The sequence below is a fragment of the Microbacterium sp. Be9 genome, assembly GCF_011754135.1.
GTDB classification, from domain to species: Bacteria; Actinomycetota; Actinomycetes; order Actinomycetales; family Microbacteriaceae; genus Microbacterium; species Microbacterium maritypicum_A.
On sequence record NZ_WNWT01000004.1, the window covers coordinates 855095 to 878027 of the forward strand.

21 protein-coding genes and 1 tRNA gene are annotated in these 22933 nt (G+C 69.0%); 10 read left to right on the plus strand and 12 right to left on the minus strand.

Translation table 11 applies throughout. From position 1 onward, the window contains the following. Nucleotides 1-65: 65 nt before the first annotated feature. Together cysK and epsC are read left to right on the plus strand one after the other, a co-directional pair. A complete protein-coding gene (gene cysK, locus GLO27_RS08335; RefSeq protein ID WP_167254368.1) occupies nt 66-1004 on the plus strand; it encodes a cysteine synthase A in 939 nt (312 codons plus the stop codon). Between the two features lie 8 nt (nt 1005-1012). Beyond that, nucleotides 1013-1585: a serine O-acetyltransferase EpsC gene (gene epsC, locus GLO27_RS08340; protein ID WP_029258405.1), complete on the plus strand. Its 573-nt coding sequence runs from the start codon at nt 1013-1015 to the stop codon at nt 1583-1585. 21 nt (nt 1586-1606) lie between these two features. On the opposite strand, the gene GLO27_RS08345 is transcribed toward epsC, so the two are convergent. Both GLO27_RS08345 and GLO27_RS08350 read right to left on the minus strand, forming a co-directional pair. Beyond that, nucleotides 1607-2014 carry a phage holin family protein gene (locus tag GLO27_RS08345; RefSeq protein ID WP_031207104.1) on the minus strand — a complete coding sequence of 136 codons (408 nt, stop codon included), beginning with the start codon at nt 2012-2014 and terminating at the stop codon, nt 1607-1609. Between the two features lie 70 nt (nt 2015-2084). Continuing rightward, nucleotides 2085-3629: a CitMHS family transporter gene (locus GLO27_RS08350; RefSeq protein WP_167254370.1), complete on the minus strand. Its 1545-nt coding sequence runs from the start codon at nt 3627-3629 to the stop codon at nt 2085-2087. A gap of 168 nt (nt 3630-3797) precedes the next feature. Between GLO27_RS08350 and GLO27_RS08355 the strand changes: the two genes are divergently transcribed. Both GLO27_RS08355 and GLO27_RS08360 read left to right on the plus strand, forming a co-directional pair. Then, complete coding sequence (locus GLO27_RS08355) at nt 3798-5441, plus strand: sensor histidine kinase (protein WP_167254372.1); 1644 nt, start codon at nt 3798-3800, stop codon at nt 5439-5441. Continuing rightward, entirely contained in the window at nt 5438-6091 is a 654-nt protein-coding gene (locus tag GLO27_RS08360) for a response regulator (RefSeq protein WP_021199362.1), read from the plus strand. The genes GLO27_RS08355 and GLO27_RS08360 overlap by 4 nt, the downstream gene beginning before the upstream one ends. A 21-nt stretch (nt 6092-6112) precedes the next feature. Here GLO27_RS08360 and prfA read toward each other — a convergent pair whose 3' ends face one another. The 5 genes from prfA to lysA all read right to left on the minus strand — a co-directional run bounded on the left by prfA (nt 6113) and on the right by lysA (nt 13004). After that, a complete protein-coding gene (prfA, locus tag GLO27_RS08365) occupies nt 6113-7192 on the minus strand; it encodes a peptide chain release factor 1 (RefSeq protein WP_021199361.1) in 1080 nt (359 codons plus the stop codon). Between the two features lie 11 nt (nt 7193-7203). After that, complete coding sequence (rho, locus tag GLO27_RS08370; RefSeq protein ID WP_167254374.1) at nt 7204-9114, minus strand: transcription termination factor Rho; 1911 nt, start codon at nt 9112-9114, stop codon at nt 7204-7206. 180 nt (nt 9115-9294) lie between these two features. After that, entirely contained in the window at nt 9295-10257 is a 963-nt protein-coding gene (gene thrB / locus GLO27_RS08375; RefSeq protein WP_029258410.1) for a homoserine kinase, read from the minus strand. Between the two features lie 2 nt (nt 10258-10259). Further along, nucleotides 10260-11564, minus strand: coding sequence for a homoserine dehydrogenase (locus tag GLO27_RS08380; protein WP_021199358.1), 1305 nt, complete (start codon nt 11562-11564; stop codon nt 10260-10262). Nucleotides 11565-11585: 21 nt separating this feature from the next. Further along, nucleotides 11586-13004 carry a diaminopimelate decarboxylase gene (gene lysA, locus GLO27_RS08385; protein ID WP_021199357.1) on the minus strand — a complete coding sequence of 473 codons (1419 nt, stop codon included), beginning with the start codon at nt 13002-13004 and terminating at the stop codon, nt 11586-11588. A 147-nt stretch (nt 13005-13151) separates the two neighbouring features. On the opposite strand from lysA, the gene GLO27_RS08390 reads away from it, so the two are divergent. Genes GLO27_RS08390 through GLO27_RS08405 form a run of 4 tightly spaced genes read left to right on the plus strand, consistent with a single transcriptional unit; the run spans nt 13152 to nt 16467 of the window. Next, nucleotides 13152-14198, plus strand: coding sequence for a YihY/virulence factor BrkB family protein (locus GLO27_RS08390; RefSeq protein ID WP_021199356.1), 1047 nt, complete (start codon nt 13152-13154; stop codon nt 14196-14198). 55 nt (nt 14199-14253) lie between these two features. Further along, entirely contained in the window at nt 14254-15156 is a 903-nt protein-coding gene (locus GLO27_RS08395) for an alpha/beta hydrolase (RefSeq protein WP_021199355.1), read from the plus strand. After that, nucleotides 15134-15715, plus strand: coding sequence for a TetR/AcrR family transcriptional regulator (locus GLO27_RS08400; protein ID WP_021199354.1), 582 nt, complete (start codon nt 15134-15136; stop codon nt 15713-15715). Before GLO27_RS08395 ends, GLO27_RS08400 begins: the two co-directional genes overlap by 23 nt. Nucleotides 15716-15717: 2 nt before the next feature. Next, nucleotides 15718-16467, plus strand: coding sequence for an alpha/beta fold hydrolase (locus GLO27_RS08405; protein ID WP_167254376.1), 750 nt, complete (start codon nt 15718-15720; stop codon nt 16465-16467). Nucleotides 16468-16511: 44 nt separating this feature from the next. On the opposite strand, the gene GLO27_RS08410 is transcribed toward GLO27_RS08405, so the two are convergent. Both GLO27_RS08410 and argS read right to left on the minus strand, forming a co-directional pair. Further along, nucleotides 16512-17357, minus strand: a complete 846-nt coding sequence (locus GLO27_RS08410; protein WP_167254378.1) for a DUF2993 domain-containing protein — start codon at nt 17355-17357, stop codon at nt 16512-16514. A gap of 40 nt (nt 17358-17397) precedes the next feature. Continuing rightward, nucleotides 17398-19062 (minus strand): arginine--tRNA ligase, encoded by a 1665-nt coding sequence (gene argS / locus GLO27_RS08415; RefSeq protein ID WP_167254380.1) that lies wholly within the window; start codon nt 19060-19062, stop codon nt 17398-17400. Nucleotides 19063-19154: 92 nt separating this feature from the next. Between argS and GLO27_RS08420 the strand changes: the two genes are divergently transcribed. Both GLO27_RS08420 and GLO27_RS08425 read left to right on the plus strand, forming a co-directional pair. Then, nucleotides 19155-19970: an SGNH/GDSL hydrolase family protein gene (locus GLO27_RS08420; protein ID WP_243844754.1), complete on the plus strand. Its 816-nt coding sequence runs from the start codon at nt 19155-19157 to the stop codon at nt 19968-19970. A gap of 16 nt (nt 19971-19986) precedes the next feature. Further along, nucleotides 19987-20059 (plus strand) — tRNA-Arg (locus GLO27_RS08425). Between the two features lie 163 nt (nt 20060-20222). Here the strand turns inward: GLO27_RS08425 and GLO27_RS08430 are convergent. From GLO27_RS08430 to GLO27_RS08440, 3 genes are all read right to left on the minus strand, one after another. Continuing rightward, entirely contained in the window at nt 20223-21083 is an 861-nt protein-coding gene (locus GLO27_RS08430; RefSeq protein WP_031207103.1) for a helix-turn-helix transcriptional regulator, read from the minus strand. Nucleotides 21084-21176: 93 nt separating this feature from the next. Then, nucleotides 21177-21932 carry an SDR family oxidoreductase gene (locus tag GLO27_RS08435; RefSeq protein WP_167254382.1) on the minus strand — a complete coding sequence of 252 codons (756 nt, stop codon included), beginning with the start codon at nt 21930-21932 and terminating at the stop codon, nt 21177-21179. 1 nt (nt 21933) lies between these two features. Further along, the gene (locus tag GLO27_RS08440; protein WP_167254384.1) at nt 21934-22818 is read right to left on the minus strand and encodes an aldo/keto reductase; all 885 of its coding nucleotides are present in this window, start codon (nt 22816-22818) and stop codon (nt 21934-21936) included. Nucleotides 22819-22933: the final 115 nt, after the last annotated feature.

Below are 22933 nucleotides of genomic sequence, written 5' to 3' on the forward strand. Positions count from 1 at the left end.
GCCTCGCCCATAGGGACGCTCCCCTAGGCTGGTGCGGCAGCGACCCCCGCACAGGAAGGCTCACCATGCCCGGTATCCACTCCGACATCACGACCGCTTTCGGCAACACCCCGCTCGTCCGGCTGAACAGGGTGACCGAGGGACTGGGCGCCACCGTCCTCGCCAAGCTCGAGTACTACAACCCCGCGTCGAGCGTGAAGGATCGGATCGGCATCGCCATGATCAACGCCGCCGAGGCATCGGGCGAGCTGAAGCCGGGCGGCACGATCGTCGAGTCGACCAGCGGCAACACCGGCATCGCCCTCGCGATGGTGGGTGCCGCGCGCGGCTACCGGGTGATCCTCACGATGCCTGCCTCCATGTCGAAGGAGCGCCGGGTCCTGCTCAAGGCGTTCGGCGCGGAGATCGTGCTCACCGATCCCACCAAGGGCATGAGCGGTGCGATCGAGGAGACCAAGCGCATCGTCGCCGAGACCCCCGGCGCGATCTGGATCCGGCAGTTCGAGAACGCCGCGAACCCCCAGATCCACCGCGAGACCACGGCGCAGGAGATCCTGCGCGACACCGACGGCGCCGTCGACATCCTCGTCGCGGGCGTCGGTACCGGTGGGACCGTCACCGGAACCGGCCAGGCGCTCAAGGCCGCCAAGCCCGGCGTCCAGGTGATCGCCGTCGAGCCCAAGGACTCCCCCGTGCTGACCGAGGGACGCCCCGGCCCCCACAAGATCCAGGGGATCGGCCCGAACTTCGTCCCCGACGTGCTCGACCGCGACGTGCTCGACGAGATCCTCACGGCGGAGTTCGACGAGTCCATCCGCGTCGCGCGTGAGCTCGCGGCCAAGGAGGGTCTCCTCGTCGGCATGTCGTCGGGTGCTGCCGTCGACGCGGCGCTCAAGGTCGCCGCCCGTCCGGAGAACGCTGGCAAGACGATCGTCGTCGTGATCCCGGACACCGGTGAGCGCTATCTCTCCACCGCGCTGTTCGAGGACCTGCGCGAAGACTGAGGCTGTCGATGGGCATTTTCGGGCGGATGCGCGAGGACATCGCAGCAGCGCGCCTCCGCGATCCAGCCGCGCGCAGCGCCGTCGAAGTCGCTCTGCTGTACCCCGGCCTGCATGCCATCTGGGCGCACCGCGTCTCGCACGCGCTCTGGCGGCGACGGCTGCGCCTGCTCGCGCGCGCCGGTTCGCAGGTCTCGCGCTGGCTCACCGGGATCGAGATCCACCCCGGTGCGAGGATCGGCCGGCGTTTCTTCATCGATCACGGAATGGGCGTCGTGATCGGGGAGACCGCTGTGGTGGGCGATGACGTGATGCTCTACCACGGCGTCACCCTCGGCGGACGTACGCGAACATCGGGCAAGCGTCACCCCACGCTCGGAGACGGCGTCGCCGTGGGCGCCGGTGCCAAGATCCTGGGGCCCGTCACGATCGGCGCGGGATCCGTGGTCGGGGCGAATGCCGTCGTCACACGCGATGCCCCGGCTGACAGCGTGCTCGTCGGGGTGCCGGCGAAGCCGCGCCACCGCACGCTCGGAGAAGACACCAGGGCGCTCCTCACCGCTCCCGACCACTACGCGATCTGAACCCGGTGCCGCGTGGGCCCGTCAGCGGCGTGCGGACTTCACGGACTCGACCTTCTTGCGCAGGAAGATGAGAGGGAGCACTACGCTGCCCACCGCGGTGATCAGCCACACGATGACCGAACCGAGCAGCCAGCCGGTGAGGTCCGTGATGCGCAGCCCGCCGATGGGGAGCAGGACGACGACGATGAGGGAGATCAGCGTCGAGAAGATCCCGATGCCTCCCATCAGCACCGGCGCGTAGCGATTGGCGACCTTGGCGACCCACGGCGCGAGCACGCTCTGCAGGATCGCGAAGATCAGGATGCAGATGACGAAGCCCCACCACTTGTCCCATTCGATCTCGAAGCCGTCGAGCAGGAGGTCGGCGGCGATCAGGCCGAGACCGGCCGACACCACGTAGAGCAGGCCGCGGAAGAGGAATGTGATCACGCGCCGAGCATAGCGCTCCGCACGCCGGCCGTCGGGGAACACGGCATCCGCGCTCCCCGTCGGCGGGTCGTCACTGCGCCACGAAGAACGGGACGGCGCCGGTCAGGATGCCGACACCGAGCATGACCAGCGAGACGATCGTCGCACGCCACAGCACCTTGCGGTGGTGATCACCGAGGTTCACGCTCGCGAGCGACACGAGCAGCAGGATCGCCGGCACGAGCGGGCTCTGCAGGTGCACGGGCTGCCCCGTGATGGACGCCCTCGCCATCTCGACAGGATCGATGCCGAAGTTCGCCGCGCTCTGTGCGAGCACCGGGAGGATGCCGAAGTAGAACGCATCGTTCGACATGAAGAACGTGAACGGGATCGAGAGGACGCCGGTGATCGGCGCCAGGAAAGGTCCGAGGGCCGGCGGCAGCACGTTCGTGATCCAGGTGGCCATCGCATCGACCATCCCGGTGCCGGTGAGCACGCCGACCAGGACCCCGGCCGCGATGACCATGGAGACGACCCCCACGATGCTCGGAGCGTGCGCCACGATCTCCGACGCCTGCTCCTTGATGCCGCGGAAGTTGATGACGAGGGCCAGCCCGGCACCCACCATGAACACGTACGGCAGCGGCAGGATGTCGAGCACCAGCAGCACCATCACCGCGACGGTGAGCACCAGGTTGAACCAGATGAGCTTCGGCCGGAGGGTGGGGCGTGCAGGATCCAGCATCGTATCGGCCATGGCCGTATCGGCGGGATCGACGTTCGCGGCCGAGACAGGGGCGTGTCCACCGGCGACGACCACCAGGTTCCCGGTGCGCAGCGACGCACGTGCACCCGGCTTCGGCTCGGCTCCGCGGAAGATCTTCGGCACCGTCGAGAGCGATCCTCCGTCGGCACCGACCAGCAGCCCCTCGGAGTCCAGCCGTCCGAGTCGACGGCGTTCCTGCAGCCCCAGGATCCACGCGAAGCCGAGCGTCACGACGATCCCGGCGCCCAGCGCGGGAAGCATCGGGACGAAGATGTCGGTCGGCTGCAGTCCCAGAGCGGTCGCCGCCCGGACCGTGGGCCCTCCCCACGGCACGATGTTCAGGGTGCCGTTCATGAGTCCGGCGACGCACGTCAGCACGACCGGGCTCATCCCCAGTCGGAGGTATATCGGCAGCATCGCCGAGGTCGTGATGATGAAGGTCGTCGAGCCGTCGCCGTCGAGGGACACCGCACCGGCGAGGATCGCGGTGCCGAGCACCACCTTGGCGGGATCGTCTCCGAGCAGGCGGGTGATCAGCCGGATGAGGGGATCGAAGAGCCCCACGTCGATCATGATGCCGAAGAACATGATCGCGAACATGAGCAGCGCCGCGGTCGGGGCCATCGCGCCGATCGCCTCGAGGATCATGTCGCCGAGGCCGAGGCCCGCTCCCGCGAAGAGCCCGAACGCGGTCGGTACGAGGATCAGGGCCACCATGGGTGTGAGGCGCTTGGTCATGATGAGCGTCATGAACGCGAGCACCATGGTGAATCCGAGGAGCACCAGCACCCACTCGGGCGGCACGAACGCCACGTCGTAGGTCGGCGCCTCTTCGGCGGCCGCGAACAGGCCGGTGAGTGCGTCTGGCATGCGTTGACTCCTTCGTCGTGGCTCCGTCATCGGCGACGGATCCTGTCGAGACTAGGCAATCGACCACGTCCGGGTGCGGTATCCCGCATTCCCCGACGTTGTGCGCGTAGCGTGGGTTCTGCGCATATTGCGCGGCACGAGCGGAGGAGAAGCACGGTGCCGAGGACGATGTCGACCAGACCGCGGTTCGCCACGCGCGCCCTGCTGCTCCAGCTCGCCACGATGACCCTCGTCGTCGCCCTCTGCACGGGCGTGTATCTGCTGCTCACCGTGCAGCAGTTGCGCGCAGAGGCCGAGTCGACCGCGTTGGGCATCGCCCGCACCCTCGCCGAGGACCCGCAGGTACGTGCAGAGGTCACGCGCATCTCGCTCTCGGACGGCACTCCCGACGCGGCGGAGCTGCGCGACGGCGACCTGCAGCGCATCGCCTCCGACGTGACGAGCCGCACCGGCGCGCTGTTCGTCGTGCTCACCGATGACAACGGCATCCGACTCGCGCACCCCACTCCCTCCCGCATAGGAGAAGTGGTCAGCACTCCCTACGAGGAGGTGCTCGCCGGCGCGGAGGTGGTCGACTGGCAGACGGGCACACTCGGCGAATCCGCACGGGCGAAAGTCCCCGTCCGCAACGACGCCGGTACGCCGGTGGGCGAGGTCAGCGTGGGGTTCGAGCGTGCCGGGGTGTTCGATGATCTCCCTCCCCTGCTGACGGTGATCGGAGTCACAGCGGCGGGTGCGCTCGCCCTGGCCGGCCTCGCATTCCTGCTGCTCCGCCGGCGCTGGGAGCGTCTGACCTTCGGAGTCCAGCCGGAAGAACTCGTGGCACTCGTCCAGAACCAGACGGCGGTGCTGGACGGCGTGGACGACGGCGTCATCGCCGTCGACCCCCGAGGAGTGGTGCGCGTGAGCAATGCCGCCGCCGATCGCCTGCTGGGGCTCCACGATCCCATCGGAAGGCCCATCGAGGAACTCGGCCTGGCCACAGCCGTCCTCGAGGCGGCGACAGGCGCACGCACCCGTTCCCGTGCCATCGTCGGCGACCGGATGCTCTACCTCGACTCTCGCCCCGTGGTGCGCGACGGCCACGCGCTCGGCGACGTGCTGATCGTGCGTGATCGCACGGATCTGGTCGCCCTGACCGAGCGGCTGGAGACCGTCAGGACGATGACGGCGGCGTTGCGCGTACAGCGGCACGAGTTCGCCAACCGCATGCATGTGGCGGCCGGGCTCATCGACGCCGATCGGGTGCGAGAGGCGCGCACGTTCCTCGGCGAACTCGTGGAGCGGGGGCCGGTGGTGTTCCCCGTCGTCGGATTGGACCTCCTCGGCGATCCCTTCCTGCACTCGTTCCTCGGCGCCAAGGGCGTCGAGGCCGGGGAGCGCGGGGTGGCCCTTCGGATCGCGGACGACACCCAGCTGCTCGGGACCGTCCGCGAGGCGGAAGACGTCGCCACCGTGCTCGGCAACCTCATCGACAACGCCGTTGCCGCCGCCGTCGCAGGCGAGCGGAGACCACGCTGGGTCGAGGTCGCCGTGCTGGACGACGGCGACGCCCTCGTGTTCACCGTCTCCGATTCGGGGTCCGGCCTCGGGGGCAGCGACCCGTGGGCGCCGCCGTCGCGGGAGCAGGATGCCGCCGGAGACGTGCACGGGCACGGGATCGGGCTGCCCCTCTCGACGGAGATCGCCCGTCGGAGCGGTGGAGACCTCTGGGTGATCGATCCGGGCGGGCCCGACAGCGGCGCGGTGTTCGCCGCGCGCATCGGCGGAGCCATCGACAGAGCCCGCCACGATGAGAAGGAGAACACATGACCGAGCCTCTGCGCGTGCTCATCCTCGACGACGACTTCCGAGTGGCCCAGCTGCATCAGGGCATCGTCGAGGAGCACCCCGGCTGCACCGTCACCGAGACCGTCCGCTCCCTCGCAGAGGCACGCGACAGCATCCGCTCGTCGCGCCCTGACCTCCTCGTCGCCGACGTCTTCCTCCCTGACGGCGACGGCATCGCGCTCGTACGGGAGTCCGGGGTCGACGCCATCCTCATCTCCGCGGCCGACGACGCGTCCACCGTGCGCAGGGCGCTCCGGTCGGGGGCCGTGGGCTACCTCGTCAAGCCGTTCGAGCGACGAGCGCTGTCGAGCCTCCTCGACCGCTACATCCGCTATCGGAACCTCCTCAGCGGTGATCGTGCGCTGCGCCAGGAAGACATCGATCGCGCCGCGGCGATCCTGCACGGTGCAGGTGAGCCGGTGTCGATCTCGCGCTCGGCGACGGAGCAGCTCGTGCTCGCGGCACTCGGCGACGGCGAAGCCTCAGCCGCCGAGATCGGCGAACGCGTCGGGATCTCCCGCGCGACCGCACAACGGCATCTGGCGGCGCTGGCCGCCAGGACCGTCGTCGAGGTTCGACTCAACTACGGCACGACAGGACGTCCCGAGCATCGGTACATCGCACGGACCTGATGCGGGGCGCGTGCCCCTCGCTCAGGACTCGGAGCCGACCGCGGCGAGCCGGGCTTCCTCGTCGGCGGTGATGGCGCTCTCGATCAGCGGATCGAGTGCGCCGTCCATCACCTGATCGAGGTTGTACGCCTTGAACCCGGTGCGATGATCCGCGATGCGGTTCTCGGGGAAGTTGTAGGTGCGGATGCGCTCCGAGCGGTCCATGCCCCGGATCTGCGATCGGCGGGCGTCGGAAGCCGCGGCGTCGAGTTCCTCCTGCTGTCGCGCGAGCAGGCGGGCGCGCAGCACACGCATGCCGGCCTCGCGGTTCTGCAGCTGGGACTTCTCGTTCTGCATCGAGACGACGATGCCGGTCGGCACGTGGGTGATGCGCACGGCGGAGTCCGTCGTGTTCACGGACTGGCCGCCGGGGCCGGACGACCGGAAGACGTCGATCTTCAGGTCGTTCTGGTCGATGTGGATCTCTTCCGGCTCATCGACCTCGGGGAACACGAGCACACCGGTGGTGGAGGTGTGGATGCGCCCCTGCGACTCCGTCGCCGGTACACGCTGCACGCGATGAACTCCGCCCTCGTACTTCAGGTGCGCCCAGACGCCCTGTGCGGGATCGGAGGACGAGCCCTTGATCGCGACCTGGACGTCCTTGTAGCCGCCGAGGTCGGATTCGTTGCGCTCGAGCAGCTCCGTCTTCCAGCCCTTGGAGGCCGCGTACTGGATGTACATGCGCAGCAGGTCGGCGGCGAACAGCGCGGATTCCGCGCCGCCCTCCCCCGCCTTGATCTCCATGATCACGTCACGGGCGTCGTCCGGGTCGCGCGGGATCAGCAGACGTCGGAGGCGCTCCTGCGAGAGCTGAAGCTCCTCCTCCATCGCCGGGATCTCCGCGGCGATGGACTCGTCCTCGCGGGCGAACTCGCGAGCGGTCTCCAGATCGTCGGTGGCAGCGACCCAGGCCTCGTAGGCGGCGACGATGCGCGACAGCTCGGCGTAGCGGCGATTGACGCGCTTGGCCCGGGCGGCGTCGGCGTGCACCGCCGGGTCGGAGAGCTCCTCCTGCACCCGGCGATGCTCATCGATCAGAGTCTGGACGGACTCGAACACGGCTCAGCCGCTCAGCGGATGTTGTTGTCGTGCCCGTGCGCACCCGAGGGGAGCGTCGGGATCGACTTCTGCATCTGCACGAGGAACTCGACGTTCGAGTTAGTCTCCTTGAGCTTGCCGAGCACGACCTCGAGGGCCTGCTGCTGGTCGAGGCCGGCGAGGGCGCGACGCAGCTTCCAGGTGATCTTGACCTCGTCGGCCGAGAGCAGCATCTCCTCGCGACGAGTGCTCGACGCGTTCACGTCAACCGCCGGGAAGATGCGCTTGTCGGCCAGCTGGCGGGACAGACGCAGCTCGCTGTTGCCGGTGCCCTTGAACTCCTCGAAGATGACCTCGTCCATCTTGGAGCCGGTCTCGACCAGCGCCGTGGCGAGGATCGTGAGGGATCCACCGTTCTCGATGTTGCGCGCAGCGCCGAAGAAGCGCTTGGGCGGGTACAGCGCCGACGCGTCGACACCACCGCTGAGCACACGACCCGATGCCGGGGCCGCCAGGTTGTAGGCCCGGCCGAGGCGGGTGATCGAGTCGAGCAGCACCACGACGTCGCGGCCGAGCTCGACCAGGCGCTTCGCGCGTTCGATCGCGAGTTCGGCGACGGTCGTGTGGTCTTCGGCCGGACGGTCGAACGTCGAGGCGATGACCTCGCCCTTGACCGAGCGCTCCATGTCGGTGACCTCTTCGGGGCGCTCGTCGACGAGCACGACCATGAGGTGGACCTCAGGGTTGTTCTGCGCGATCGCGTTCGCGATCTGCTGCAGGACGATGGTCTTTCCGGCCTTGGGCGGCGCGACGATCAGGCCACGCTGGCCCTTGCCGACCGGGGCGACCAGGTCGATGATGCGCTGGGTCAGCTTCTCCGGAGCCGTCTCCATGCGCAGGCGCTCCTGCGGGTACAGCGGGGTGAGCTTGCCGAACTCCACGCGGGTGGCCGCGTCGTCGATCGAGAGGCCGTTGATCGAGTCGACCTTGACGAGGGCGTTGTACTTCTGGCGCCCCTGCTGCTCGCCCTCACGCGGCTGCTTGATCGAACCGACGACCGCGTCGCCCTTGCGCAGGTTGTACTTCTTCACCTGACCGAGCGACACGTACACGTCGCTCGGACCGGCGAGGTATCCGGTCGTACGGACGAACGCGTAGTTGTCGAGCACGTCGAGGATGCCGGCGATCGGGATCAGGACGTCGTCCTCGCCGATCTCGGTGTCGAACTCGTCGGTCGGCACACCGCTGCGGCGCTTGTTGCGCTGACGGTTGCGGTTGTTGCCACCGGCCTGGTCGTCATCGGCAGCGGGCTGTGCCTGCTGCTCCTGCGCCGCGCCGTTCTGGCCACGTCCGCGGTTGCGGCTGCGGTTGCGGTTGCGACCGCGGCCACCCTGCTCCTCGCCACCGTCGGACGAGTCCGAGTCGCCGTTCTGCGAGTTCTCCGCAGGCGCGGCGTCGGAACCGGTTTCCGCCGTCGGCTCGGCAGCGGGCGCCTCGGCGTCGGCAGCGGGCTTCTGTGCTCCGCGGCGTCCGCGCCCGGTCGTCTTGGGTGCGGGCTCGGCCGGAGCCTCGGCCGTGGCAGTAGCTGCGGCATCGGCAGCAGGCGCTTCGGCGGCAGCGGTATCCGCGGCAGGAGCCTCGGCATCCGCCTTCTTCGCACGGCTGCGGCTCGGGCGCTTCGCCTTCGGCGCGGCTTCGGCGGCATCTGCGCCGGCGGATGCGGAATCGGCTGCAGCCGCTTCCGGCGCGGCATCCGTCTTCGCCGCCTTCTCGGCCTTCGCCGCCTCGGCCTTCTCGGCCTTGGCCGCAGCCGTCGCGGTGCTCGCACGACGCGGCGCGCGCTTGCGGGCAGGCGCGGACTCGGTCGCCGACTCCGCGGATGCCGCGGGTGCCTCGGCGGTGGGCGCCGACTGATCGTTCTGGGTCTCGGAGAGGTTCTCCACGAGTACTCCCTTATATGTCATGGGGAATGAGCGTTGAACGCACACAACGGGTGCTGCGCGCGATCGCACGGGCTGACGCTCGGCGCCAGCCAGCCTCGGCAGGCGGCTCTGGAATGAGCTCTGCCACAGGGGTTTGCGTGCGGGTCTTGCAAGAGATGCAATGGGGCCAGATTCACGCAGTTACGTGGAGCCCTCCGCTCGAGTCCCCACTGTACCACCACGGACGTCGACTGCGAGCAGGAGCGCCTCCCACGGGGTGTCGGTGACTCGATCGGCCAGCTCGACCGCATCCTGGCGGCTGCCGGGACCGTCGGCAAGCACGAGGACGCTCGGGCCGGCTCCGGAGACGACGGCCGCGAAGCCTGCGGCCCGCAGTGCCTGCACGAGACGCTGCGTCTCGGGCATGGCTCCGGCCCGGTAGTCCTGGTGCAGGCGGTCGGCGGTCGCGTCCAGGAGGAGTTCGGGGCTCTGCATCAAAGCGGCGATCAGCAACGCCGAGCGCGAGACGTTGAACACGGCATCGGCGGTGGACACCTGCGGGGGCTGCAGCGATCGCGCCTGCGACGTCGACATCGTGTACGCGGGGACGAGCACGAGAGGCGACACGCCGCGATGCACGAGCAGCTTCTTGTGCTGTGGTCCGCGCTCGGACATCCACGCGATCGTCAGCCCGCCGAACAGCGCCGGAGCCACGTTGTCGGGGTGGCCCTCCAGCTCGGTCGCGAGGCGGAGGAGGTCGGTGTCGCCGATCTCGACGTCGCCCGCGAGCAGCCCCTTCGCGGCGAGGACTCCCGCGGCGACGGCGGCTCCGGAGGACCCGAGGCCGCGACCGTGCGGCACGCCGTTCTCGGCGACGATCCGCAGCCCGGGTACCGGGCGGCCAGCGTCGGCGAAGACGTACGCGATGGTGCGGACGATCAGGTTCGACTCGTCGCGGGGGATCTCGGTCGCGCCGGATCCCGTCACCTCGATCTCCAACTGCCCCGGAGGCAGGGCCGTCACCTCGAGGGTGTCGTAGATGCTGAGCGCCAGGCCCAGCGTGTCGAAGCCGGGGCCGAGGTTGGCGCTCGTCGCGGGAACCCGCACCTCGACGGTGCGCCCCGGCACCGCGTCGCCTGCGGCCGGCGCGAGGGCTGCCGCCATCGTCACTCGCCCTCCACCCGGAGCACCGAGACCACGCGGGCCACGACCTCGCTGTCGGCGAGAGCGTCGACGGTGGCGCTGAGTGCCTGCTCGGTCGCGCGATGCGTGCCGATGATCAGACGGGCGGTCGGTTCGTCCTCCCCCTCGACGGTCTGCACGACCGTCGCCACCGAGACGTCGCCGTCGCTGAGGATGCTCGCGACGGTGGCCAGCACGCCGGGCGCATCCGCGACCTCGAGCGTGATCTGGTAACGGGTGGTGACGTGGCCGATCGGCACGACGGGAAGGTTGGCGCGAGTGGACTCCCCCACCCCGACCCCGCCGGCGATGTGGCGACGGGCGGCCGAGACGACGTCGCCGAGCACCGCGGACGCGGTCTGCACACCGCCGGCACCTGCACCGTAGAACATCAGCGAGCCGGCGGCCTCGGCCTCGACGAACACCGCGTTGTTCGCGCCGTGCACGGAGGCGAGCGGATGCGAGGTGGGCACAAGGGCCGGGTAGACCCGCACCGAGATGGACTCGGCGCCGTTCGCCTCGATGCGCTCGCAGACGGCGAGCAGCTTGATCACGAAGCCGGCGGCGCGAGCCTCTTCGATCATGGAGGCCGTGATCGAGGTGATGCCCTCGCGGTAGACGGCGTCGAGCGGGACCGCGGTGTGGAACGCGAGACTCGCGAGGATGGCGGCCTTCTGCGCGGCGTCGTACCCCTCGACGTCGGCCGTGGGATCGGCCTCTGCGTAGCCCAGGCGCTGCGCATCGGCGAGCACGTCGGCGAAGTCGGCACCCTCGGTGTCCATCCGGTCGAGGATGTAGTTGGTGGTGCCGTTCACGATGCCCATGATGCGCACCACACGGTCGCCGGCGAGCGAGTCGCGCAGCGGACGGATGATCGGGATCGCTCCCGCGGCCGCGGCCTCGTAGTACACGGAGGCGCCCACGCGGTCGGCCGCCTCGAAGAGTTCGGGCCCGTGCGTCGCCAGCAGCGCCTTGTTGGCTGTCACGACGTCGGCTCCGGATCCGATCGCCTGCAGGATGCTCGTACGGGCCGGCTCGATCCCGCCGATGAGCTCGATCACGATGTCGGCACCCAGGATCAGCGACTCGGCGTCAGTGGTGAAGAGCTCCTTGGGCAGGTCGACGTCACGGGGAGCGTCGATGTCGCGCACGGCGATGCCGGCGAGCTCCAGTTCGGCGCCGGCACGGTCGGCGAGCTCGTCGCCGTGTCGCAGCAGGAGTGCCGCCACCTGAGAGCCGACCGCTCCGGCACCCAGCAGCGCCACGCGAAGTCGTCGGTAGTCAGTCATGGTTACTCCTTCGGAGGTGGGTCATTGGTCTCCCTCGGGGGCGCTCGCCCCGTCGATGCCCGCGTCGCGGGCCAGCACGTCGTCGATGGTCTCGCCGCGGACGATGACCGTCGAACGTCCACCGCGCACGGCGACGACCGGCGGACGCGGCACATGGTTGTAGTTGCTCGCGAGCGAGACGCAGTACGCGCCGGTCGCCGGAACCGCGAGCAGATCGCCCGGCACGAGGTCGTCGGGCAGGTACTCGTGGTCGACGACGATGTCGCCGGATTCGCAGTGCTTGCCGACCACGCGGCTGAGACGGGGCTCGCCTTCGCCCACGCGGGAGGCGAGCCGTGCGGAGTACTGGGCCCCGTACAGAGCGGGACGCGCGTTGTCGCTCATGCCGCCGTCGACGCTGATGTAGCGGCGCACGGCTCCGGAATCGATCGTGACGTCCTTGGTCGTGCCGACCTCGTAGATCGTGACGCCCGCCGTGCCGACGATGGCACGGCCCGGCTCGAACGAGAGCGCAGGGACGGGGATGCCCCGAGCCGCGCAGTCCTCGGCGACGGCGGTGATGATCGCGCCTGCGAGTTCCTCGATGGGCGTCGGGTCGTCGACGCGCGTGTAGGCGATGCCGAAGCCGCCGCCGAGGTTGAGCTGCGGCACGGGGCCGCCCTCGAGCAGCGCCGCATGCAGGTCGAGCACGCGGGACGCCGATTCGCGGAACCCGGCGACGCCGAAGATCTGCGATCCGATGTGGCAGTGCAGACCGGCGAAGACCAGGCCGGGGATCTCACGGATGCGCGCGACAGCCTTCTCCGCATCCGGGAGCGGGAAGCCGAATTTCTGGTCCTCGTGAGCGGTCGCGAGGAAATCATGGGTCTCGGCATGGACCCCGCTGATCACGCGCACCAGTACACGCTGTGTGGCTCCGGTGCGAGCGGTGATCGCCGCGAGGCGCTCGATCTCGACAGCGCTGTCGACGATGATCGTGCCGACGCCGACCTCGACGGCTCTCTCCAGCTCGGCGACCGACTTGTTGTTGCCGTGGAAGCCGATGGATGCCGGCACGACGCCGGCCGCGAGAGCCACCGCCAGCTCTCCCCCGGTGCACACGTCGACGCGAAGTCCCTCGTCGACCACCCACCGCGCGACCGTCGTGCAGAGGAACGCCTTGCCCGCGTAATAGACCTGAGCCGTGGTGCCGTTCTCGGCCGCCGCCTGGTCGAAGGCGAGCCGGAACCGCCGTGCACGCCCCCGCACCTCGTCTTCGTCGAGCACCAGCAGCGGGGTGCCGTAGGTGCGGGCGAGCGTGGTGGCGCTGACGCCCGCGATGTCGAGAACGCCGTCGGGATCGCGCACCGCGGAGGCGGGCCAGACGCCGTCGGCGAGGTCGTTCGCGTCTTCGGGGACGGCGAGCCATTCCGGAGCGAGCGAATCGGCAGGGAGAAGCACTGATCACCAATCGTGGGAAGGATCTCGGGCGGGGCACGCACATCGAGGCTGACCCGATTCTAGGGCACCGCCCGGTCGCCCTTGGTCAGGGTGACGCGCGGCGTCAAGCCCCTGCGGGCGACCGGCGTCGCCTCATAGTGTGGGGGCGTGACGAACAGCGAAACGAGATCAGACTCCCCCGCAGAGCCGGGACTCATCGCGCGCATCACCGGGCCGGTGATCGCCTGGGCTCTCGCGCGCCGACCGGTGCGCGCCGCGTTGCTCTACACCGAGCGTCGCGGACCGATGCTCGCCGACAGCGTCACGTACCGGGCGCTCTTCAGCGTGTTCGCCGGCGTGCTGCTGGGCTTCTCCATCGCGGCGCTGTGGCTCGCCGGGAATCCCGTGGCCTGGCAGGCGATCATCGACTCCGTGCAGGCGGCGGTACCGGGGCTCATCGGCGAGGATGGCGTGATCAAGACCGAGGATCTGCGTGCGCCCGCCTCGCTGTCGATCGCCGGGATCATCTCCCTCGTCGCCCTCGTGGGGTCCGCGCTCGGCGCCATCGGCTCACTGCGCACGGCCGTGCGCGTGCTCGCCGGGACCGTGCAGGACGACATCCTCTGGATCTGGGTGATCCTGCGCAACCTCGCGCTCGCGCTCGGCATCGGTGTCGCGTTCGTCGCCTCGGCCTTCCTCACCTTCGCCGGCCAGCTCGGCGTCACATGGATCGCCGGAATGCTCGGCCTTCCCGAGGACTCACCCGTCGCGGCCTGGACGGTGCGCCTGGTGTCGCTCGTGGTCGTCTTCGCCCTGGACGCGGTGATCATCATCGGTGTGTTCCGCCTGCTGTCCGGAGTCCGCCCGTCGCCTCGATCGCTCTGGTCCGGTGCGCTGCTGGGCGCGCTGGGACTCCTGGCACTGCAGGAGCTGTCTGGCCTCTTCGTGGGTGGCGCCACGAGCAATCCGCTGCTGGCCTCGTTCGCCTCGCTGCTCGCGCTGCTGATCTGGCTGAACTTCTCCGCACAGGTGATGCTCTTCGCCTGCGCCTACATCGTGACGGCCGAAGAGGAGAAGTCCGATCGCGTGCACGCGAAGTTCGCGGCGACCACGTTTCCGCAGCGAAGACTGCAGCGCGCGGAGGTCGACGTGCAGATCGCCACGGCCGAACTGCGAGCGGCGCAGAAGGCCGCGAGTCCTGACACCACTTCGTGACCGGGTGCCCTCGTTGTGACCAGATCAAGTAGATTGGTCACAACGAGAGGATGCCATGGATCCCCGACGCACGAGCATCGTCCTCCCCCATGCCACGGTCTCCGCTCTGGAGTGGCGACCGGCATGCGAGTCCGGTGTGCCCGTCCTGCTCCTGCACGGCGGCGGTGCCGATAACGCCGAACTCTCGTGGAGTGCGGTCGGACATGCTCTCGCCGAGGCGGGGCATCGCGTGATCGCGCCCGACCATCCGGGCTTCGGGCAGAGTCCACGTCCGGACCGGCCGCTCACTCAGGAACGGCTCGTGCGATACGTGGGCGAGCTCGTCGACGGGATCGGTCTCGCCGACTACGCCGTCGCCGGCCTCTCACTCGGCGGCGGCATGGCGGTCGGGCATCTCCTGGATCGACCCGGCCGCGCGCGATCAGCGATACTGCTCGGATGCTACGGTCTGATGCCCCGTCTGGCCGACGGCTTCTCCGGTCGGCTCACGCACTTCGGCACATTCCTCCTGCTGCGTTCGGGTCTGCTCGCCCGGATGACCCGCGCGTACGCGCACAACCGTTCAGCGATGGAACGAGGGCTGCGAGAGCTGGTGCGGAACCCGACAGCGCGCACGCCTGAACTCGTGGATGCGGTGCTCGCCGAGGCCGCCACCGGCACCGGCCTGGAGACGTTCGGGGAATGGCAGCGCGATCAGGTGCTCTGGAATCGACTGCGCACCGTGTACGTCGAGCAGCTGCCTTCGATCACGACGCCCACGCTCCTCGTGCACGGCGATCGTGACTCCGGCGTTCCCCTCGCGCGCATCCGGATCGCCGCCGAGCAGCTGCCGGTGGGGTCGCTGGTGACCGTACCCGGTGCCGGACACTGGGTGCAGCGCGACCGCCCCGACCTCGTCATCCCGGCCATGCGGGAACACCTGGAAAGGAGCGGCGATGCCCAGACCCCGCGTCCCTGACCGTCGCGAGCGCATCCTCGACGCGGCCGAACGACTGGTGCTCGCGCAAGGCTTCGACAGCGTGAGCGTATCGTCGATCGCCGACGGCGCCGGGATCGGCAAGGGTGCGGTCTATCTGGAATTCAGCGGCAAGCGGGAGATCCTCGATGCACTCCTGCAGCGCGGGACGACGCGCATGAATGACCGCGTGAGCCGCGAACTGGGCGACCGACCCCGCCTGAGTTCTGCGTATCGCGCCTCCGCACGCGCGCTGAGTGCCGATGCGCTGATGACAGCGGCGTTCCTCGACGACCGTGGCATCCTCGGTGCGCACGTGGCGGAGATCACGGACGGCCGGTATCGCGATCGGCAGCGACGCGTCGTCGAGTGGCTGCACGGCCTGCAGCGGCGCGGCGAGATCGTGGCGGACGTGGACGTCGAGGCGCTCGCCCTCGCGCTCTCGAGCGCGTCGATCGGCCTCCTCTCGGCGGCTCGACTGCTCGGACCGTTCGACTCCGCGCAGCTCGAACGCGCGATCGACACGATCGGCCGCATGGCCGAGACCTTCGAGAGGACCTGACCATGCATGTGGAGAGCTTCGGAGCACGCGACGGACATCCCCTGCTGCTCCTGCACGGTGGAGGTGTCGCCGGGTGGATGTGGGAGCCGCTGCGCGCGCACCTCGGCGAGGGTCTGCGCATCGTCGTCCCCGATCTTCCCGGACATGGTCACAGCACCGACGAGGCATATGTGTCTCACGCGGTCACGACCACGGCCCTCGCCCGCCTGCTGGACGACCTCGGGAGACCCGCCACGGTCGTCGGCTTCTCGCTCGGCGCCCAGCTGACCGTGCAGCTCGCAGCTCAGCACGCAGAGAGGGTGCGGAACGTCGTTGTGGTCAGCGCACAGGCCGCTCCGATGTGGGCGACCCGTCCCACACTCGCCCTTCTCGGCGCGACCGCCGGCCTCGCGAAGAAGCAGTGGTTCGCCCGGATGCAGGCCCGGGAGCTGTTCATCCCGGACGAGCTCCTGGACGACTACGTGCGTACGTCGGTTGGCATCTCACGGGAGAGTCTGCTGCGCTCCGTCGAGGAGAACCTTCGATTCTCACCACCGCCAGCCTGGCGGTCGTATCCCGGAGCGGCGTCGATCCTCGTCGGGGGGAAGGAGAGGTCGCTCATGAAGCGCTCAGCGGCTCTGCTCCACGCTTCACTCCCCCACAGCGATCTGCGCGTCGTCGACGACTGCGGACACGGCATCCCCCTGCAGCGTCCCTCGTGGCTCGCCCGACACATCGAGGCGACGCTCGACGAGCCCCCTCACCCCGCGTAGCCCGGGACGCCGGGGTGAGAGCGCCGCCGGAAGACGACTCGGGGTCAGCTCGGGCAGACGCCCTTGTCCTGGAGCGTGGTGTCGGTGACGATCGCCCCGTCCACATCGATATCGATCACCGCCGCACCGTCGACGACCTCGAGCCCGGTGAGGGTGAGGCCTGCGGGCAGCTGATCGGCGATGCACACCCGTTGCGGTTGCGTCAGCCCTTCGCCGATGGCGCCGAGAGTGGAGGCGACCCGGTCGATGTCGATGTCCAGTCCGCCGATACTCGCGGCGACCGGTGTCAGCTCGAGGTCGCCGTCGGTTGTTCCGGGCGTGAGCGTGAGCGACAGCGGAACGGCGGCCCCGAGCACGCTGATCGACCCGCTCACCGTGGCGTTCGGGGCGGCGAACTCCACGGAGTCGACGGGCAGATCGGTCCCGGCGAGCAGAGAGGTGAACTGCTCCTGATCGATGCGGATGGTCCCGGAGGCGCCGCCCAGATCGCCGCCGTGCAGCGGGACGTCCGTCGCTGTCACATCGACGGCGCCCGTGATGCCCTCCAACGTCACCGAATCCGTCGACAGACGCAGCGTGTCGAGGGTGCCGCCGATCAGCTGCGGCAGCAGGAGCCCCTGCGTCTCGACGTCGAGCTGCTGGTCGGCGGGCAGGTCGAGCTGTTCCACGACGATCGACCGCACGACGCCGGGGAGCACGGCGCGAGCGATGAGTTCCGCAGCGACCAGGAGCACTGCGAGCACGACGACCACGATCAGCAGCACCCAGGGCCAGCGGGCCCGTGTGCGCGGCGCGGCCGCCTCCTGAGCGGAGGCGGAACCGGGGATCACGAGCGTCGGATGCTCCGCGGCGGCGTCCGGGTACGGCAGGGTGTGGTTGTCGTCGCTCATGCCTGCCATCCTGCCGTACCGAGAAGGACGCCGAGCCGCACTACATCCGCTCTGGTGCGGAGACGCCGAGGAGCTCGAGTCCGTTGCGCAGCACCTGACCGGTGGCGTCGTTGAGCCACAGCCGGGTGCGGTGGACGCTCTCGATCGGGTCTTCGCTCAGCGGGATCACGCGGCAGTTGTCGTACCAGCGGTGGTACAGGCCGGCGAGCTCCTCGAGGTAGCGGGCGACACGGTGCGGTTCGCGCACCTCGGCGGCGAACGCCACGATGCGCGGGAACTCCTGCAGCGCGCCGAGCAGCGCGGCCTCTGTCTCGTGCGTGAGGGTCTCGGGAGCGAACTCCGAGCGGTCCACACCGGACTGGCCGGCGTTGCGTGCGACGTTGTGGGTACGCGCGTGGGCGTACTGCACGTAGAACACCGGATTGTCGTTCGTGCGCTTCTGGAGCAGCTCGGGGTCGAGGTCGAGCGGCGAGTCGGCAGGCGAGCGCTCCAGCGAGTATCGCAGCGCATCGCTACCGAGCCAGTCGAGCAGATCATCCATCTCGATGATGTTCCCCGCACGCTTGCTGAGGCGCGCACCGTTGATCGACACCATCTGGCCGATGAGCACCTGGACGTTCTTCTCCGGGTCCTCTCCTGCCGCTCCGGCGACGGCCTTGAGGCGGTGCACGTAACCGTGGTGGTCGGCGCCGAGAAGGTAGATCTTGTTCTGGAAGCCGCGGTCGCCCTTGTTCAGGTAGTAGGCGGCGTCGGCGGCGAAGTACGTGTACTCGCCGTTCGACCGGCGGATGACACGATCCTTGTCGTCACCGAAGTCGGTCGTGCGCACCCACACGGCGCCCTCGTCGTCGAACACGTGTCCCTGTTCGCGCAGACGGTCGACGGCCTGGTCGATCAGGCTCGTGCCGGACGCGTCCTTGGCGTGCAGCGTGCGCTCCGAGAACCAGACGTCGAACGGCACATTGAAGCGGTCCAGCGAGCTCTTGATCTCGGCGAGCTGGAATTCGTACGCGAGTTCCATCGCGACGGTGGACTGCTCGGTCTCGGGAAGCTGCAGCAGATCGGGCCGCGCTTCGAGCACGCGACCGGCGAGGGTCGTGATGTAGGCGCCCGGGTAGCCGCCCTCGGGGGTGGGGTCGCCCTTCGCCGCCGCGAGCACCGAGCTCGCGAAGCGCTCCATCTGCGCACCCGCGTCGTTGATGTAGTACTCACGCACGGCGTTCGCACCGCTCGCGAGGAGCAGACGCACGATCGAGTCGCCGAGAGCAGCCCAGCGCGTGTGGGCGATGTGCAGCGGACCGGTCGGGTTCGCGGAGACGAACTCGACGTTCACACTCACTCCCGCCTGCGACGCGTTCGTGCCATAAGCGCTACCGGCATCGACGATGACCTTCGCCAGCGCACCCGCCGCTGCGGCATCGAGACGGATGTTGATGAACCCGGGGCCGGCGACCTCGGCGCTGGCGATGCCGTCGACGTCGGCGAGGCCGTCGACGATCTGCTGCGCGAGCTCGCGCGGGTTCGTGCCGAACGGCTTGGCCATGCGCATGGCGATGTTCGAGGACCAGTCGCCGTGGTCGCGGTTGCGGGGGCGCTCGAGCACGATGTCGGATGCGGAGAGCTCCAGCGGCTCGCCGGGACGTCGTTCCTCGGCGATCGGTGCGAGGACGGCGAGGATGGCTGCGGCGAGGGTTTCGGGGTTCATAGCCTCCCCAGTTTACGGGGCCGGAAGGTCACGACCGACGGCGCGGGGCTCCCCGAATTTGCGTTCGGCCTCCGGTGATCTACTCTCATGCCATGAAGCCGCCCGCCACCCGTCGCCGAGTGGGCGCCGCCGGTATCGCCGCCGGCCTGCTCATCGCCGTCGCGGCAGTGGTCCTCGGCGTGTGGCGGCCATGGATCCCGGCGCCCTCCACGACTCCGATCAGCGCACCCGCCGATGCGGCATCCGGCCCCTCGGCGGTCATCGCTCCGGCGCCGCTCGTCCTGCCGGAGCATCCGACCGTGCTGGTGTTCGGCGACTCCTGGACCTACGGTTCGGCGGCGACCGTCCCGACCCTCGGCTACGCCTACCTGTTGGCGGACCTGCTCGACGGCGAAACCGTCGTGAACGGAGTCCGCGGGAGCGGATACCTGAAGCCCGGGATCGACGGCCCCTCCTTCGGCGAGCGGATCGCCGCCCTCGACACGTCCCTCTCGCCGGATCTCGTCATCATCCAGGGGTCCATCAACGACCGCGCACAGGGTGTCGCCGGGTACCGCGAGGCCGTCAACGCCGCGTGGGACGCGATGGCCGCCACCTACCCGGAGGCGACGATCGTGGTGCTCGGTCCGGCGCCGCACGAGCTCCCCGTGGGCGCGGCCACCGCGCGTATCGACGCGGATCTCTCCGAGCTCGCCGCCGCACGCGGCTGGTGGTACATCTCCCCCATCGCCCAGGACTGGATCACCCCGCAGAACTACCTCGACGTGATCGACGTGGAAGCGGGACGCCAGCATCCCTCCACGGACGGCCACCGTTATCTGGCCGAGAAGCTCGCTGCGGCGCTGGACGAACTGCGCGCCGCGCCCGTCACCGTGGCCGGTGGGTCGGAGACCACCCCCGACGAGTGATATTGTCGATCGGTACGCCTCCGTAGCTCAGTGGATAGAGCGCCGGTTTCCGGTACCGTAGGTCGCAGGTTCGACTCCTGTCGGGGGCACACACGTTGTACGCGAATGGAACGTCAATCCATACGAAGTCCATCCGAGTATGAGAAAGCCGCCTGGTTTCAGGCGGCTTTTCTCGTACACAGGACCGGCGAGCACTAGTGGGGCTTCGGACCCGCGTCATGGCGAGCACCGGGCCCGCTCGACGTCGGTGGATCACTCCGACTGAGCGCTCTCCATGGCGGACAGACTCCCCAGCAATCGGAGACGCTCTTCGGTGGGGCCGCCCGGCGAGGGGGTCATGGTGAACATGACGAGCCCGGGATCCGCAGGCAGCTCGAAACCCTCGTAGTCGAAGAGGAGCGCCCCGACGTCCGGATGGTGGATCCGTTTGCTTCCGGTGCGGTGGAAGCGAACATCGTGGGCTGCCCAGCGCGTACGGAAGACGTCACTACGCGTGACGAGTTCGCCGATCAGATCGGTGAGGTCCTTGTCGTGCGGGTTGCGTCCCGCTTCGATTCTGAGTGAGGCGACGATGCTGTTGGCCCCGGACTCCCAATCGACGTAGAAGTTCTGCGCAGCGGGGTTGAAGAACGTGTAGCGGGCGTTGTTGCGCTGATTGGCGGCGTCGTCCAGAATCGGCGCGAAGACGGCCCGACCGATGACGTTCACGGCGAGGAAGTCCTTGCGTGCGTTCGAGATGTAGGCGGGAACGCTGATGCTGTCCAGGAGTCGCTGAAGCGCGGGCCGGATGACGGGCGTCGCAGCCCGCGGACGTGCGCGTGCAGAACGGTTCGGGGCGGCGTTTCGGGCGAGGTCATGGAGGTGGGCGAGCTCGGCGTCGTCGAGGTGGAGTGCGCGCCCGAGCGACTCGAGCACTTCCGGGGAGACGCCGGACAGGTTGCCGCGCTCCATCCTGGCGTAATAGTCGACGCTCATCCCGGCCAACATGGCCACCTCTTCGCGGCGGAGACCGGTGACACGTCGTCGGCCTCCGCCGATGATGCCGGCCTGCTCCGGGGTGAGTCGTGCTCGCCGCGTGGAGAGGAACTCACTCACCTCGGCTCGTTGTGTCATGCCTGCCACGTCGTGCCTTCCCGTCGTGTGTGGATGGGTGTCGTGTGCGGATACGTACCGACCGGCGGCGCTCACGAGCCGCCGGTCGACGAGCTACCGGCCGAGCCGGCTCAGGTCGTCCCGCACGGTGGCCGGTTCGTCGGTGAGAGGCATGTTCGGCATGTCGAGTGCGCCGTCGATTCCAGTATCTCGGACGAGCGCCTCGAACTCGGGGGCCAGGTCCTCCTGCGCTGCCCCTCGCTCCGCGACCAGTTCGAGGGTTCGGTGGTCCGCCGCGTCGATCTCCAGACAGTCGAGCAGCACGCGCGCGATCTGGTCGCGGGCGATGACCCCGTCTGCCGGCGAGGCCGTGCTGTACCGGTCTCCCTGACGGAAGACGATGTGGCGCTCGTCCGGTGCGTTGTAGTCGAACCAGCCGGGGCGGACGACCGTGTACCGGTTGCCGGACGCGCGGACGAGGCGCTCGGCCCTCCGTTTCCAGTCGTGACCTTCGTTCGCCCGATCCGTCGTGCCGACAGCGGTCATCAGGGCGATGCGCACAGGGCGTCCGTCGAGCACAGTGAGCACGTTGGCCACTGCTCCGTAGTCGACCTTCTCTGCGACACCACGGCCACCATGGGAGCCGTGGACGAAGACCACGGAGCCGACCCCGGCGACAGCGTCCGCCAGCGTCTCGGCCGAGGTGAGATCGCCGATGACGATCTCCGCGCCCTCCGGGACCCGCGCGGCGCGAGATGCGTCACGCACCAACGCGCGCACGTGTCGTCCTCTCGTGAGAGCCTCGCGGACGACGTGCACACCAATGCTGCCGGTCGCCCCCACGACGAGAACCGTGGACGTCGCGGTCATGTCAGTTCTCCGGGATATCGCGACCGAACGCCTCGAGCGTGATGACCTCGGGCTCCGGGCCCCCGCGAACGCCGGTATCGAGAGCGTCGATGCGAGCGATCTCGTCGTCGGTGAGTTCGAAGTCGAACACGTCGAAGTTCTCCGCAATACGAGCAGGCTTCACCGACTTGGGGATGGCCTGGACGCCGTTCTGGATGTGCCAGCGGAGCATCACCTGCGCTGCCGACTTTCCATGTGTGTCGGCGATGGCGACGATGACGGGGTCGTTGAACGTGCTCTGGGAATCGTCCCCTCGGTAGGACGTGATGCCGCCGATGGGCGACCAGGCCTGTGTGAGGATGCCGCGGTCCTTGCCGAACGCCTGCAGCTCGCGCTGCTGGAAGTACGGGTGCACCTCGATCTGGTTCACCGCCGGCACGATCTCGGTCTGCGCGAGCAGCGTCGTGAGGTGGTCGACCATGAAGTTGCTCACGCCGATGGCGCGGACCTTGCCCTCGGCGAGGAGAGTCTCCAGCGCCGTGTAGGCGGCAATGGTCTTGTCGAACTCACCGGGGAGGGCCTGGTGGAGGATGAAGAGGTCGATGACGTCGACCTGGAGCTTGCGGGCGCTCTTCTCGAATGCGTGCAGCGTCTGGTCGTAGCCGTAGTCGCTGATCCAGACCTTCGACTCGATGAACACGTCGTCGCGGGAAAGACCGGACGCCTTGATGGCGTCGCCCACTCCTCGCTCGTTGGCGTATGCGGCGGCGGTATCGATGAGACGGTACCCCGTGGAGAGGGCGGAAGAGACAGCCTCGACCGTTTCGTCCGGCGGTGTCTGGAAGACGCCGAAACCCAATGCGGGCATCTCGACACCGTTGTTCAGGGTGAGGTGAGTGTTCGTCATGGGATCGACACTATGACCATCCATCAGCACCTGGGAGTGACTGTCGTTACACGGATAAGCGGTCAGTCCCGCCCGCCGCAACGCAGCACCAGGGGCCACCTATCCAGGTAACAGC